8 protein-coding genes are annotated in these 15,144 nt (G+C 73.0%); all 8 read right to left on the bottom strand.

All coding sequences use genetic code 11. The annotated features are described in order from the left end of the window. Positions 1-41: 41 nt before the first annotated feature. The 8 genes from KWI83_RS16110 to KWI83_RS16075 all read right to left on the bottom strand — a co-directional run bounded on the left by KWI83_RS16110 (position 42) and on the right by KWI83_RS16075 (position 15,114). Positions 42-1,820, bottom strand: a complete 1,779-nt coding sequence (locus KWI83_RS16110) for a GMC oxidoreductase (RefSeq protein ID WP_218515034.1) — start codon at positions 1,818-1,820, stop codon at positions 42-44. Positions 1,821-1,865: 45 nt separating this feature from the next. Next, complete coding sequence (locus tag KWI83_RS16105; RefSeq protein ID WP_218515033.1) at positions 1,866-3,491, bottom strand: succinic semialdehyde dehydrogenase; 1,626 nt, start codon at positions 3,489-3,491, stop codon at positions 1,866-1,868. A 104-nt stretch (positions 3,492-3,595) separates the two neighbouring features. Beyond that, on the bottom strand, positions 3,596-5,245 hold the full coding sequence (locus tag KWI83_RS16100; protein ID WP_218515032.1) for a serine/threonine-protein kinase: 1,650 nt from the start codon (positions 5,243-5,245) through the stop codon (positions 3,596-3,598). Positions 5,246-5,287: 42 nt separating this feature from the next. Beyond that, complete coding sequence (locus KWI83_RS16095) at positions 5,288-6,973, bottom strand: serine/threonine-protein kinase (protein ID WP_218515031.1); 1,686 nt, start codon at positions 6,971-6,973, stop codon at positions 5,288-5,290. An 88-nt stretch (positions 6,974-7,061) separates the two neighbouring features. After that, positions 7,062-8,114: a serine/threonine-protein kinase gene (locus KWI83_RS16090; RefSeq protein ID WP_218515030.1), complete on the bottom strand. Its 1,053-nt coding sequence runs from the start codon at positions 8,112-8,114 to the stop codon at positions 7,062-7,064. Between the two features lie 89 nt (positions 8,115-8,203). Then, positions 8,204-9,793, bottom strand: a complete 1,590-nt coding sequence (locus KWI83_RS16085; RefSeq protein WP_218515070.1) for a serine/threonine-protein kinase — start codon at positions 9,791-9,793, stop codon at positions 8,204-8,206. Between the two features lie 153 nt (positions 9,794-9,946). After that, positions 9,947-12,928, bottom strand: a complete 2,982-nt coding sequence (locus KWI83_RS16080; RefSeq protein ID WP_218515029.1) for a protein kinase — start codon at positions 12,926-12,928, stop codon at positions 9,947-9,949. 203 nt (positions 12,929-13,131) lie between these two features. Then, positions 13,132-15,114 (bottom strand): serine/threonine-protein kinase, encoded by a 1,983-nt coding sequence (locus KWI83_RS16075; protein ID WP_218515069.1) that lies wholly within the window; start codon positions 15,112-15,114, stop codon positions 13,132-13,134. Positions 15,115-15,144: the final 30 nt, after the last annotated feature.

Raw genomic sequence — 15,144 nt, 5'->3', positions numbered from 1 at the left:
TGCGCTCGGAGGGGGGCGCAGCTCCCTCTCTCTTGCTGTCGTCAGGACTTCGGCGGCACCGTCGGCATCCCCAGGAACGGCAGCCGCAGCGCGCCGAACGCGTCCGCCGGGACCGCCGGGGACTTCGGCTCGACCGGCTTCAGGCGTTCGTACGCCGCTCCCTGCGGCGGGCGCGGGTCGGCCTCACCCTTGTTGGGCCAGTACGACATCGCGCGCTCGGCCTGTGCCGTGATGGTGAGGGACGGGTTGACGCCCAGGTTGGCGGAGACGGCCGCGCCGTCGACGACGGAGATGCCCGGGTGGCCGTACAGCCGGTGGTAGGGGTCGATCACGCCGGTCTCGCGTGAGTCGCCGATCGGGCAGCCGCCGAGGAAGTGCGCGGTGAGCGGGGTGCCCATCAGTTCGCCGATGTTGCTGCCGGCGAAGCCGTTGATCTCGGCGGCGATCGCCGACGCGCCCTCCGAGGCGGCCCTGATCTGCTTGGGGTTGGGCGCGCCGTGCCCCTGCCGGGCGGTCAGCAGGCCCTTGCCGACGCCGTCCGGTTTCAGATAGGTCGTCAGCGAGTTGTCCAGCGACTGCATCACCAGGCCGATGATGGTCCGTTCCGACCAGCGGTGGTTGTTGAGGGAACGGAGCAGCAGGAGGGGGTGGCGGGCGGCGTTGCGCAGGAAGGCCAGCAGGCGGGAGGAGCCCTCCGCGTACGGGATCTGGAGGATCGCCATGCCGCCCATCGAGTTGGAGCCCTTGCCGTAGCGGACCGGCTCGATATGGGTGTGGGCGTCCGGGTGGATGGAGGACGTGATGGCGACGCCGCGGGTGAAGTCGACCCTCCGTTCGCCGGTGACCTTGCGGTAGCGGCGGTTGGTGGTCTGGGCGCCGACCAGGGCCTCGGAGTTGGTGCGGGTGAGCTCGCCGAGACGGTCGGAGAGGTACGGCAGCCGGCCGGTGGCCTTCATCCGGTGCAGCAGGGTCTGGGTGCCGTAGGTACCGGCCGCCAGGACGACGTGGCGGGCGCGGAAGGTGCGGCCGTTGCCCTTCCTGCCCTGGTCGGTGGGCAGGGTGGTGACGGCGTACCCCCCCTGTGAGTCGTCGGTGAGGGAGACGACCGTCGTCATGGGGTGGATGACCGCGCCGCCCTGCTCGGCGAGGTGGAGGTAGTTCTCGTTGAGGGTGTTCTTGGCGCCGTGGCGGCAGCCGGTCATGCACTCGCCGCACTCGGCACAGGCGCGGCGGGCCGGACCGGCGCCGCCGAAGTACGGGTCGGCCACCTCCTCGCCGGGGCGCGCCCTGACCGTGCGGTCGGCGTCCTTGCCGTCGCCGAAGAAGACTCCGACCGGCGCCATGTGGAAGGTGTCGCCGACGCCCATCCGCTGCGCGGCGGCCTTCAGGTGGACGTCGGAGGGGGTCATCGTCGGGTTCAGCCGTACGCCGAGCATGCGCTGGGCCTGGTCGTAGTACGGTGCCAGCTCCTCCTGCCAGTCGGTGATGTGGCCCCACTGGGGGTCCTCGAAGAAGGGCTTCGGCGGTACGTAGAGGGTGTTGGCGTAGTTGAGCGAGCCGCCGCCCACGCCTGCGCCCGCCAGGACCATGACGTTGCCGAGCAGGTGGATGCGCTGCAGGCCGTACATGCCGAGCCTGGGGGCCCAGAGGTAGTTCCTCAGGTCCCAGGAGTTCTTGGGGAGGGTGGCTCGGGTGAAGCGGCGACCGGCCTCCAGGACGCCTACGCGGTAGCCCTTCTCGGTCAGGCGCAGGGCGGTTACCGAGCCGCCGAAGCCGGAGCCGACCACGATGACGTCGTAGTCGTACACGTCCTTGGGCACGTGCTCTCCTCGTTGAGAACAGTGGGGATGGGTGGGGCCGGGGCTTCAGCGGAACCTCAGTGCCTTCATCACCCTCAGGCTGCGGCTCATGAACGCCGCGTACTTCTCGTCGTCCATGCCCAGGGACGGGGCCATCGGCAGCAGGCGCTGGTGGGCGATCGTCTGGGCCTCCGTGTACTTGAGGATGCCCTCGGAGCCGTGGCGGCGGCCCAGGCCGGAGTCCTTCATGCCGCCCATCGGGGACTGGACGCTGCCGTACGCCGGCGCGTAGCCCTCGTTGATGTTGACGGTGCCGGTGCGCAGGCGGGCGGCGACCTCGCGGCCGCGCCGGGCGTTCGTCGTCCAGACCGAGGAGTTCAGGCCGTACGGCGTGGAGTTGGCGTGCTCGATCGCCTCGTCGTCGGTCTTGAAACGGTAGACGGAGACGACCGGGCCGAAGGTCTCCTCGGTGCAGACGGTCATCGCCGGCTCGACGCCGTCGAGGATCGTCGGCTCGAAGAAGTACGGGCCGATGTCGGGCCGCGCCACCCCGCCCGCGACGACCTTCGCGCCCTTGGCCACCGCCTCCTCCACATGCCGTTGGACGGTTTCCAGCTGGCGTTCGCCCACCAGTGAGCCCATGTCGGCGCCGTACGCGAGGGACGTGCCGAGCCGCATGGCCTTCGTGCGGGCGGCGAAGCGCTCCACGAAGGCGTCCGCGACCGACTCGTGGACGTACAACCGCTCGATGGAGATGCACAGTTGGCCGGCGGAGGAGAAGCACGCCCGGACGGCGCCGGCGGCGGCCTTCTCCACGTCCGCGTCCTCCAGGACCAGCATGGCGTTCTTGCCGCCCAGTTCGAGGGAGACGCCGACCAGCCGGGCGGCGGCGCCCTGGGCGACCTCCCGGCCGGTGCGGGTGGAGCCGGTGAACGAGACGTAGTCGGCGTGCTTGACGACCTCGGGGCCGACGACCGGGCCCTCACCGAGGACGACCTGGAAGACGTCGGCGGGCAGCCCGGCCTCGATCAGCAGGTCGCGCGCCCAGAGCGCGGTGAGGCAGGTCTCCGTGTCCGGCTTCATCACCACCGCGTTGCCCGCGACGAACGCGGGGAGCGCGTCGCCGACCGACAGCTCCAGCGGGTAGTTCCAGGGGGCGATCTGGCCGACCACGCCCCGCGGGTGGCGCAGTTCGGTGACCTTGGTGAGGGCCGGGACGGCGCCGGTGTGCCGCTTGGGCTTCAGATAGGCGGCGGCCCTGCGGCCGTAGTACCGGGCCGCGACGGCGACGGCCTGCACCTCCTCGTGGGCGTGCAGCCGGGCCTTGCCGGTCTCCAGCTGGATCAGGTCGAGAACCTCGGCCTGGCGCTCAAGGACCAGGTCGTGGAAGCGGAGCAGCACGGCCGCGCGCTGCCGTACCGGCTCTTTCGCCCACACCGCCTGTGCGGTACGGGCCGCCGCGAACGCCTTCTGCACGTCCTCCGGCGTGGACTCGGGCAGGTCGGCCAGCTTCTCGCCGGTGAACGGCGTGTGGTTGGCGGTCCGGCCGGAACCGGCCACGCCCCGCGTGAGCTGGGCGATCAGCTCGGGGGTGACCACGTCCGCGGCGGTGCGGGCGCCCTCGGGGGAGGGGGCGAGGGGATTCGTGCCGGTGGTGTGCGTGGCCTGTTCCAGGGCCTGCGAGTCCGTCATGAGCCGCAGGGTATGCCGCGCCGAAGGCTTTGTGTACCCGTCGGTAATCGGGATTCACGGAGTACACACATGCCGCCAGTGATCACTGGCAACGAACGTGCTGATCAGGGCGTTGGCGAGGCTCGGTCGGCTTCGATCAGGAGTCGGTCGCGGGCGCCCTTGAACACGGCGGTGCCCTTCTTCTCGTCGGGCGTGCCCTTGGGCATGTCGACGCGCAACTCGTACATCCGGCCGTCGTCGGTGAGGATCACCAGCTGCATGACGCGGGTCGGGTCCTGATCCATGTTGTAGGTGGTGTCGGCGAGGACGGCTTCCCGGCCGCCGAAGCTGGTGGGGGTGTACTGCGTGCGGGCGTCGCCGTTGTAGCTGTCCCAGGTGGCGTGCGCCTGACGGGCCCGGGTCATCGGGGAGCCGGGTGCCTCGTCCCACCGGGTGAGGCGGACCTGGATGGTGTTGCCGAGGTCGTAGACGACCAGGCGGGGCGGATCGCCGGCGCTGCCCTCACGGGCGGCTTCCTTGTAGTCGCCGGGGAGGGAGAGGACGGCGGCCAGGTCCTTCTCGCGGTGAGTGGTCCAGGTGGGGGTGGGGGACGCGACGACGCCGGGGGCCGAGCCGGAGGTGGCGGTCCGCTCCGTGTTCGCCGCGGCGCCGGGGGCGGGATCGGGGTCGGGGCGGAAGGAGGAGGTGGCGAGCCAGACGCCGCCGGTGACGAGGATGCCGAGCAGGACGGCGGGGATCGGGTGGCGGAGGGGGTGACGTGTGGGTTTCGTGGGCTGTTCGGTGGGGTCCGGTACGGCCGTCGGCGGCTCCGGCGCAGCCGCGGCCTGCCCCCGTAGCCGTACCGTCCCGGCGTCGTCCGCGAACCCGTCCAGCCCGGAGGCCTCCTGAGCGGCCGTCGCCGCACCGTCCGGCACCTCCGGCCAGCCCTCCGCCACCGCCTTCAACCCCACGGCGACCTCCTCCGCACCCGGTCGCTGCTCGGGATCCTTCGCCAGGAGCCGGACGAGCAGCGGCCCCAGTGGGCCGGCCTGCTTCGGTTCGGGCGGATCCGCGGCGAGGATCGCGGCGAGCGTCGACTCCAGCGTCGTACGGCGGAAAGGGGACCAGCCCTCGACGGCGGCGTACAGCAGGACCCCCAGGGACCACAGGTCGGAGGCGGGGCCCGCGCCGCGGCCGGACATGCGTTCGGGGGCGATGAACTCCAGTGAGCCGACGAACTCGCCGCTCATGGTGAGGGACTCCTCGCCCTGGACGTGGGCGATGCCGAAGTCGGTGAGGACGACGCGGCCATGGGCGCCGAGCAGGACGTTGGCGGGTTTGACGTCCCGGTGCACGATGCCGACCGCGTGCGCGGCGCGCAGGGCGCCGAGGACGGCGAGGCCGATGCGGGCCGTCTCGGGGGCGTCCACCGGGCCACGCTGGAGGGCCTCGTGGAGGGACTCGCCCCGGATCAGCTCCATGACGATCCAGGGGATTGCGTCCTCCACCACGACGTCGTGGATGGTGACGGCGGACGGATGGTCGACGCGGGCGGCGGCCCGGGCCTCGCGGTACAGGCGGTGGGCGGCCCGGCGGTGGGTCTCGTCCTCCGGGTCGCCCGGCAGACGGGGCTGCTTGACGGCGACTTCGCGCTCGACCAGTTCGTCGCGCGCCCGCCAGACGGTGCCCATGCCGCCGGAGCCGATGCGCTCGATCAACCGGTAGCGCCCGCCGACCAGACGTCCGTCGCGCTGGTGTTCGCCGCCGTCACTCATGTCCCATGCCTACCCTGCGGAACGCGACTTTGTCGACGCGGGTCAGAGCCTGTCGATGTCCAGGTTCGCGATCGCGATCCGGGCCACCTCGCGACCGCGCTCGGTGAAGTCGCCCTTGCCGGGGTAGCTGACGGTGAGCTTGTACATGTCCCGGTCGGCGTTCCTGTAGTAGAAGATCTGCACCTCACGGGGGCGCGGATTCTGACTGTCGGTCGTGTCGTACGCGATGGTGTTGTGCGCGGCGTCCTCGCCCTTGTACTTGATCTCGTCGTCCGGCTCGGTCCTCGGGTTCTCCGGCATGCCGAAGTCGTAGCTGCCGCTCTCCTCGAAGACCCCGTTGTCCTCGTACATCTCGGCGGCCGCGGACCCCTGGATGGAGTTGCTCGTGTCCTCGGACTTCTTGTCGAGGCGCAGGCCCATCCAGATGCTTCCGCTCGGGTCGGTGTACGTCACCCAGTGGCCGTCGTCGGAGTCCTCGGGCACGGTCCGCTCGTAGCCCTCGGGATACGCGACGGTCGCGGCGACGTCCCTCTCGGCCTTCGTCGTCCAGCCCTCGGGCAGCGGGCCCGCGAACGGGTCGGCGATCACCAGGTACGCCGCCACCGCCACCGCGACGACCGCCGCGCCCAGCCCCAGCAGCGTCCTGCGCCCGAGCCGGACGCCGCCGCCCCGTCCGCTGCCGCCGCCCACCGTCACGACGTGTGTGGGCACCGGCGCGGGCGGGTCGGCGGCCGCCTCCAGCAGGGAGCGGACCCGGGCGGCGTTCGGGCGGCGCGCCGGGTCCTTCTGGAGCAGGCCGTTGATGACCTCGGCGAGCGGGCCGGAGGCCGAGGCGGGCGGCGCGGGCGTGGCGTTGAGGACGGACTGCAGGGTGGCCGGGGTGTTGCTGCGGCGGAAGGGGGACACGCCCTCCGTGGCCGCGTAGAGCACGACGCCCAGCGACCAGAGGTCCGACGCCGGGCCGGGGCGCCGGCCGAGGACCCGCTCCGGGGCGATGTACTCGGGCGAGCCGACGAAACCGCCGGTGTCGGTCAGGTTCGTCTCGCCCTCGATCTGCGCGATGCCGAAATCGGTGAGGACGACGCGGTCATGACGGCCCAGCAGGACGTTGTCCGGCTTGACGTCCCGATGCAGGATGCCGGCGGCGTGCGCGGCCTCCAGCGCGCCGAGCACCTCCAGGCCGACCTTCGCCGCCTCGCGGGCGGACAGGGTGCCCTCCTGGAGCGCGTCACCGAGGGAACGTCCCTGCACCAGCTCCATCACGATCCACGGCCGATCGTCCACCACGGCGACGTCGTGCACGTTCACCACCGCCGGGTGGTCGAGCCGGGCCGCGGCGCGGGCCTCTCGGCGCATCCGCTCGAAGGCGTTGGCGCGTTCGCGCTCGGGAAGGTGGTCCGGAACACGGGGTTCCTTGACCGCGACCTCCCGGTCCACCGTCTCGTCCTTCGCGCGCCACACCGTGCCCATGCCGCCGTGCCCGAGCTTCGCGAGCAGCCGGTAGCGGCCCGCGATGAGCCGCCCGGCGCCGGGGTCCTGCGGGGGCCGGTCGGCGGACTGCGGCCGGCCGGAATGCGCGGGCTGCTGAGGTGCCTGCTGCGGCACGACCTGGGTGGGCGATGCGTACGGGTTGTTCGGATGCGGTACGGCGACCGGCTGAACCGGCGGTTGCAGACCGAAACTCGTTGGCTCGTCGGACCCGTAGCGGGCTCCCCCGTTGCTGCTCATGCGTTCATGCATATCGCGGCAAGCGCTTCTGCATCCACCACGAAGGCTCACCAGTCACAGACCCGTGACCGAGGCCGTCGCTTGTCTCCTATTCGGGTGGGCTGTTGGCGCCGCTGGGCGACGGCGACGCGGACGTGCTCAAGGACGTGCTCGGCGCCGGGCTCACCGGCGTGTCCCCGCCCTCCCCGGCACCGCCGTTCACGAGCAGCGCCGCCGCCGACACCCCCGCCGCCACCATCGCGGCCACCAGCAGCGCGATCACCAGCCGGTCCCGCGGGGTGCGTTGCAGGCGGGTCGGCTCCGCCGTACGGCCCGTCTCCAGGAAGTCCCGCAGCATCCGCTCGGCCTGCGCCGCGTCCAGCCGCCGGTCCGGGTCGCGCTCCAACAGCCCGCGTACGACGGGCAGCAGCGGCCCGACCTGCGCGGGCGGCCGGATCGGCGCGGCGACCACGGCGTGCAGGACACCACCCAACGAGTCCCGGTGGAACGGCGATTCTCCGCTGACCGCCGTGCACAGCAGCACGCCGAGCGACCACAGGTCGGAGGCCGGGCCGGTGCCGGACCCCGACATCCGCTCCGGCGCGGTGTACTCGGGCGAGCCGACGAACGTCCCCGACTCGGTGAGCGTGGTGGCGCCCTCGACCTGGGCGACGCCGAAGTCGGTGAGGACGACGCGGCCGGTGCCGGACTCGATGAGGACGTTCGCCGGCTTGAGGTCGCGGTGCAGGACACCGTCCTGGTGCGCCGCGCGCAGCGCGCCGAGCAGGGCGATGCCGATCCGGGCGGCCTCGCGGGCGTCGACCGGGCCGTGCGCGGCGATCCGGTCGGCGAGGGAGCCGCCGTCGATCAACTCCATGACGATGTAGAGACGTTCGTCGTGCTCGACGACGTCGTGGACGACGCTGATGTGCGGGTGCCGCAACTGAGCGAGCGCACGGGCCTCGCGCAGTGTGCGGTCGCGTGAGGAGCGGACGCGGGCCGCCGACGGGGAGTCGTCCGGGACGAGTTCCTTGACGGCCACCTGGCGGCCGAGCAGCTGGTCGGTGGCCCGCCAGACGACACCCATGCCGCCCCGCCCGAGCGCCGCCTCGAGCCGGTAACGGCCCGCGATGACCCGCTCGTCGGACCCCTGGCTCCCCATGAGCACATCATGCCCCAGCAGGAGCGGGCCGCTCCGGGCCGAACGGGTGGCGTGGCCGACAAACGACCATGCCCCGGAGAACTACGTCCTCAGGACGGCTGTCCCGGCCGCCACCCCCGCAGCAGCGTGTCGAACTGTTCCCGCGTGGTCTCCCAGTCCGCCGCGGGCCCCGACATGTAGATCGCGTACTCGACGCCGTCCCGGGCGATGTACATCTCCTCGATCGCCCGGCGCGGCCCCGCGTAGTCGCCGGGGTCGGACTCCAGCGCGGTCCAGGTGTACTCCCACAGGGAACTCTTGCGGTCCCGGTAGGTCTTCTCCTTCATGGTCACGCGCTGGTACTGCGCCAGCCGCTGGAGCTGCTCCTCCAGGTCCCGCTGGTGCTCGTAGGGGTCGTCGAAGTCCGGTGAGGTGTCGACGGCGATGCGGATGAGGTGTGTGCCGCCGTCGGGGGTGTAGTCGATCTGCGTGAGGTCGCCCTGGACGCCGTACACCTTCCGCTGCCAGCGATCGCTGGGCAGCGAGAGGCTGAAACCCGCCGGGTCGTCCTTGCGCACCCAGGTGGCCGGGACGGACTCCTCCGGGCTCGGTGAGGTGGAGGCGGAGGGCGTGACGGACGACATGGCCGACGCGCCGTCCCGGGCGTGGCTCTCGTCCCAATGCTGCACCACCACCGCACTGGCCCCGCCGACGACCGCCGCCATGGCCACCACGAGGGCCATCGTGCGCAGCCGCCGTCTGGACCCACCGGGCGCCGGGGCGGGGCCGACCGGGTACGGCCGGGAGTGCTCCCGCGTCTCGTGCCGCGCCGGGCCCGCTTCCGGCTGCCGTGCGGGAGGCACGTACACCTCGGTCACCCGCGGCCGGCGCCCGTCCGCCACCTCGGCGAGCAGCCGCTCCGCCTCGTCGGAGGCGGGCCGCGCGGCCGGTTCCTTGCGCAACAGCGCGCTGATGACGGGCCCGAGCGGACCGGCGTACCGGGGCTCGGCGGGGTGCTCCTCGACGACGGCCTGCATGGTGCCCAGCGGCGAGGTGCGGCGGAACGGCGAGGTGCCCTCCACCGCCGTGTACAGCGTCGCGCCGAGCGCCCACAGGTCGGCGGCCGGTCCCGGGTCGTGCCCGCGGATCCGCTCGGGGGCGAGGTAGTCGACGGAGCCGACGACCTCGCCGGTGCGGGTGATCGTCGTGTCGCCGTCGATCTGCGCGATGCCGAAGTCGGTGAGCAGGACGCGGCCGTCGTCGGCGAGCAGGACGTTGCCGGGCTTGACGTCCCGGTGCAGCACACCGGCGGTGTGCGCGGCCCGCAGGGCGCGCAGCACCCACATACCGATCCGGGCGGCCTCGACCGGCTCGATACGGCCCCGCTCCTTGACCGCGTCGGCGAGCGAGCGGCCCTCGACCAGCTCCATCACGATCCATGGCCGGCCGTCGTGTTCGAGTACGTCGTGGACGGTGACGACGGCCGAGTGGTTGATCCGCGCGGCCGCGCGCGCCTCCGCCCGGGTGCGGGCCAGCAGGACGGCCTGGTCGCTGTCGGAGACGTAGAGCGCGGCGGTCAGCTCCTTGATCGCGACGGCCCGGTGCAACACCTCGTCATGGGCACGCCACACCCGGCCCATGCCCCCGCTGCCGATGGCGTCGGTGAGCCGGTAGCGGCCCCCGATGAGCAGGCCCTGCATCTGGTTCACGTTTCCCCGCAATGTTCTTGACAGGGTCAGCGTAAGGACCGGCCCGCGAACGGGGAACAACGGGGGCACCAAGGAAACCGCACTGTGACGGTTGTCGCTTTCGGTGACGAGACGCAACCATCGGGCCAACTGCCCCTGACGGGCTCAGCCGGTGGCCTGGTAGGTGGCCGCCGCCTGCTCGTACAGCCGGGTCACCTCGTCCCGCTCGGCCTCCGGTCCGCGCACCTGGAGCACGTGGTAGCGCCCGTCGAGCAGCATCGCGAGGTTGCGCACGAACAGGTCGCGGCCGTCGTCGTCACTCCAGGTGAACTGCCCCTCGGCCATGGTCCGCCCGCCCACCTCGATGGTCTTCAGACCGGTGGAGGTGGCCCAGCTGGACTCCCGGTACGGCCGCAGCTCGGGCTCCCGCTCCTTCTGGTACGTCATCGGATCGCTGCCGTACTCCTCCGCGCTGTCCCTTCCCGGTACGACGATCAGCTCGAAGTCGCCCTGGGAGTAGACGACCTGCCCGCTGCCGTTCTTGGGCGCGCGCTGCCAGCCCTCGGCGACGGCGACCCGGAAGCCCTCCGGGTCGTCGTGCAGGGTGAAGCCGTCGGCGACCTCGGTCTGCGTCCCGGTCGGGTCGTCGTCCGGCGAGTTCTGGTCGGGGCGCGGCTCGCTGCTCGCCTCCGGCGTCGGCGCGGGCGCCTGGCTGACCTGCCCGGCGGCGCCGGTCCGGCCGGGGGTCGCACCGCTGCCGCTGCCCTCGCCGGTCCGGTCGGCCTTCGGCATGAACAGCATGGCGTACGCGATCGCACCCGCCAGCGCGAGCAGTATCAGCAGGAGCAGGGTGCGGCCGAGGCTGCGTGGCGAACGCGTCCTCTCCTTCCCCCGCTTGTGCCGCCCGTGCCGCGCGGGCAGCCCGGCACGCCGCCTGCGCACCAGCTCGCCCTTGCGGCGCACGATCGGCAGTCGGCTCGCGTCGGGCGGCGGCGCCGGGACGACATGCACGCCCGCCTCCGGCTCGGGCGCGGACCGCACCAGCGAACGCAGCCAGCCGCGCAGTTCCTCGAAGTCGAGCCGCTCGGTGGGGTCCTGACGCAGCAGCGACTCCACGACCGGCCGCAGCGGCCCGCACTCCTCGGCGAAGGCGGGCGGCTCGGCGCACACCAACTGCACCAGCTCCGCCGTCGACTCCTCCGGGTAGGGCGCATGCCCCTGTACGGCCCGGAAGAGCAGCGCCCCCAGCGCCCACAGGTCGGTGGCGGGGCCGATGGGCGGTGCGAGCTGCCAGTTCTCGTGCACTGGTCCGGCCTGCTCAGGCGCCCACCGCTCGGTCACGGGCCCCACCACAGCCATCCGCGCCTGCCGCGCCCGCTCCGCCGCCAAGGCGGTCGCGGGGCCGCGGCGGGCCGCGGGGCTTCCGGCCACGAGGTCGTCCCAGCGGGTGCCGGTACGGGCTGGGCGTGCCGCCTCCTGAGCAGGGACGGACACGGCGGGACGAACGACACCGCTGCCGCGCGCGGGGGGCTGAATGCCGGGTCGGGCGAGGCCGTCGGCTTGGGGGGGCACGCCGGGTCGGGTGAGGCTGGGGCCGTGGGGCGATACGCCGGGCTGGGCGGGGCCGGGGCCGTGCGGCGATACGCCGGGCTGGGCGAGGGCGTTGCCGTGGGGCGAGCCGGGCTGGGCGAGGGCGTTGCCGTGGGGCGAGCCCGGCTGGGCGAGACCGGGGCCGTGGGACGGCACGCCCGGCTGCGCAAGACCAGGGCCGTGCGGCGGCACGCCGGGCTGGGCGAGGGCGTTGCCGTGGGGCGAGCCCGGCTGGGCGAGACCGGGGCCGTGGGACGGCACGCCCGGCTGCGCAAGACCAGGGCCGTGGGACGGCACGCCCGGCTGGGCAAAACCAGGGCCGTGCGGCGATACGCCCGGCTGGGCAGGGCCGGGGCCGTGCGGCGGCACGCCCGGCTGGTCCAGACCGGGGCCGTCGGGCGAGCCCGGCTGGGCCACGCCGTTGGCCTGGGACTGCCCGTTGTGCCCGGAGCCGGTGTTGCGCGGCCCCGCGCCATGCCAGGGCGTGCCGCGTACGCCGTACGGGTCGGCTATCCGACCCGGTGGGCTGCTCTCGGGTCCGCGCTGCTCTGTGCCGCCCTCGGATGCGGGGCGGGCGCCGGGCAGCGCAGCGTGCCCGCCCTGTTGGGCTTCCTGGACCCGTGCGGCGGCCCGTGCCCCCGCCCGGTACGCGGCGATCGCCCCGGCCCGCGCCGCCCGGACGTCCCCGCCGGACTCCTGCTGCGCCCTGCGGGCCGACCCGGCCGAGCCTCCACCCGCAGCGTCCCCCCCGGGCACCGGCAGCCCCCCGGCCGCCCGCGCCTCGATGGCCGCCCGCCGGGCGGCCTCGGGATCGCCGCCACTGAGACCACCGGCGCCGGGGCCGCTCACGCCGTTCAGCCCACGGCCTTCAGCCGCCCCGAACGTCCCCACCCCTTCAGCAGCCCCACCGCCGTCACCACCGTCGTCGTACAGAGGTGCGGGCACCGGGTCGTACCCGCACAACGCCTCCTCCGCCGCCCCCACCGCCAGGCCGGTCAGCATGACCCGCCCGTCGTCGCAGACCAGCACCGTCCGCGCGGTGATGTTCCGATGCACCCAGCCGTGCGCGTGCAGCACCCGCAGCGCCATCAGCACGTCGGAGGCGACCTCGGCCGCCCGGTACGGCGTCAGCGGCTGCTCGGCGAGCAGCGCGGCCAGCGGTCGCGCGGCCACCAGCTCGCTCACCACCCACAGCGACCCGCCCTCGGCGAACACGTCGAAGACCTGGTCGAGCCGCGGATGATCCGGGATCGCGGCAGCCGCCTGGGCGGCCTCCACCGCACGCCGTACCGCAGGATCCGTGGGCCGTCGCACCGCCCCCGCCCGCCCGGTCGAGGGCCGCCGCGCCGCACGGTCACGCGCCGTGAACCCCTCGGGCAGTCCCTCCGCGTCGAGCACCTCCGCCTCGACGACCTCCGGCAACGGCACCTGCCGCACCAGGACTTCCTGCCCGCTGTAGGTGTCGAAGGCCCGGCTCTCCGTGAGTTCGTACTCGTCGGAGGGCGGCAGCGGCAGGCGGTAGCGGTCGGCGAGTACCCGCCCCGCATAGTCGTCCACGTTGCCTCCCCCGGCCGCCCGGTGGTCAATTCCGTTCGTGTGGCGCCCCGTTCCGGATGCGTTCCCGATGCGTACGGTTCGCAACCACTCACGATACGTGCCTGAGGCAACCCGCACGGAGGGATGGGAAGATCTCACAGGATCTCACGGCATCTCATGAGACCTCACGGGACCTGATGTCCCGAACCCGCTCCCCGGCCCGATCAAGCCTTCGGCTTGAAGGTGCCGGTCAGCGTCCGCCACGTGGACCTGCGCAACTCGCCGTCCCACGCGGCGGCCTTCGCCGTGTACATCAACGCATAGCCCTGATGGTCGTTGACGACGAACCCGCGGTCGATCGTCCGGTACTTCGTGCCCCTGTCGACATAGGTGAACTCCCAGTCGGCCGTTTTCCAGCCGCGGTAGTCCACCTCCACTATCCGGATCCGGTCGTACTGCGAGCGCGTCATGGAGCGCTCCTGGTTCTTCCAGTCCCGGACGGGATCGTCCTTGGGCGTGGAGGTCCAGGCGATCAGCAGCTTCTGCCCATCGGGCCCGGTGAACCGGTCACCCGCCGCGTCCGACGACCCGTACTTCCAGCCCTTGGGCAGTCCTATGGAGTAGCCCTGGCCGCCCTGGTACGTCTCGTCCGCGGCGGTGCCGTCCGAGGGATCCTGCCCGTCCGAGGAGCTGTCCGACTCCTCGTCGCCGTCCCCGGCCGCCGCCCCGCCACTCGCGCTGGGTGTGTTGCCCGGCGCGGACCCCGTCGAGGCCGACGCCGTACCGTCCGTGTGGATCCCACCGCCGTCGGACTTGGTGTCGGCGCTCCTGCTCGCCTCGGCGGCCGTCTTGTCGCCCCCGCCCTGGGACTGGCTGGACCCGTCGTCGCCCGAGTTGAGCGCCACGGCCAGCACGACACCGAGCACGGCGAGCACCACGACCACCGCGACGACCACCAGCGTCCGCCGGGGCACCACATCGGTGAGCGGCGCCCTCGGCACCGGCCGCGGCGGCAGGTCCGGCGGCGTCATCACGGGCCAACCGGAACTCCGGCCGCCCGACGCGCCGTTGGCGCCCTGCGCACCGGAGTCCGACGCCGCCACAGAGGTCGTACGCCCCGCGTCTGCGCCCGAACCGCCCCCGGTCCCGGACGTCGTACGGGGCCCCGCCGCCGCACCCGTCGCCACGGCCGCCTTGCGAGCCGACCGCAGCGCCCCGCGCAGCCGGTCTGCACCTTCCCGGCCCGCGCCGCCCGCCGAACCCCCGCCCCTCACAGGCATGTCCGGCTGCGGGGGCAGCGGTACGACCTTGGTCGCGTCCGCCGGCTCGGCCGTCTTCCGGTCGGGTGCGTCGATCACGGCCTTGAGCATGGCGCGGGCGCCGGCGTCGTCGAGGCGCATCTGGGGGTCCTTGGTGAGCAGCCCGTGGATGACGTCCTTGAGCGGACCGGCGTTCTTCGGCTCCTCCAGCGACTCGGTCATCACCGCGGTGAGGGTGGCGATCGCGGAGCCCTTGTCGTACGGCGGGACGCCCTCGACCGCCGCGTACAGCAGACCGCCGAGCGACCACAGGTCGGCGGCCGGGCCGGGCTTGTGGCCGCGAGCGCGCTCCGGAGAGATGTAGGAGGGCGCGCCGACGAGCATGCCCGTGGAGGTGATGGACGGGTCGCCCTCGACCTGGGCGATGCCGAAGTCGGTGAGCACGACCCGGCCGTCCTCGGCGATCAGCACGTTCGACGGCTTCACATCGCGGTGCAGGATGCCCTCGCGGTGCGCGGAGCGCAGCACGTCGAGGACGGCGAGGCCGACTTCGGCGGCGCGCCGGGGCTGCAGCACGCCGTCCTCACGGATGACCTCGGCGAGGGACTTGCCCTCGACGAGTTCCATCACGATCCACGGCCGGTCGTCCTCGTCGACCACGTCGAAGACCGTCACCGCGCTGGTGTTGCGGATCCGCGCGATGGCCTTGGCCTCGCGCAGGGTGCGCGTGATGAGTCGGCGCTTCTCGTCCTCGTCGATGTTGGCCGGGAACCGCAGTTCCTTGACGGCGACCGTCCGGCCGAGGGTCTCGTCCTCGGCACGCCACACCGTGCCCATGCCGCCGCGGCCGAGCACGTCCCCCAGCCGATACCGCCCGGCGAGAAGACGCTCGCTCTTGTCCTGACGAGTGTCCTGACGGGATGTCCCCGCCCGCTCCGCCTCCGACATGCGTCCCCTCATGCAACCCGCCCTGACAGA

This window comes from Streptomyces sp. TRM70350 (genome assembly GCF_019219825.1).
In the GTDB taxonomy this organism is placed as follows: Bacteria; Actinomycetota; Actinomycetes; order Streptomycetales; family Streptomycetaceae; genus Streptomyces.
This window is presented reverse-complemented; position numbering and strand designations above follow the sequence as displayed.

Excerpts from the sequence above, each read along its gene's own strand:
- KWI83_RS16105 (WP_218515033.1), bottom strand. The coding sequence starts at position 3,491 with ATGACGGACTCGCAGGCCCTGGAACAGGCCACGCACACCACCGGCACG.
- KWI83_RS16100 (WP_218515032.1), bottom strand. The coding sequence starts at position 5,245 with ATGAGTGACGGCGGCGAACACCAGCGCGACGGACGTCTGGTCGGCGGG.
- KWI83_RS16095 (WP_218515031.1), bottom strand. The coding sequence starts at position 6,973 with ATGAGCAGCAACGGGGGAGCCCGCTACGGGTCCGACGAGCCAACGAGT.
- KWI83_RS16090 (WP_218515030.1), bottom strand. The coding sequence starts at position 8,114 with ATGGGGAGCCAGGGGTCCGACGAGCGGGTCATCGCGGGCCGTTACCGG.
- KWI83_RS16085 (WP_218515070.1), bottom strand. The coding sequence starts at position 9,793 with ATGCAGGGCCTGCTCATCGGGGGCCGCTACCGGCTCACCGACGCCATC.
- KWI83_RS16075 (WP_218515069.1), bottom strand. The coding sequence starts at position 15,114 with ATGTCGGAGGCGGAGCGGGCGGGGACATCCCGTCAGGACACTCGTCAG.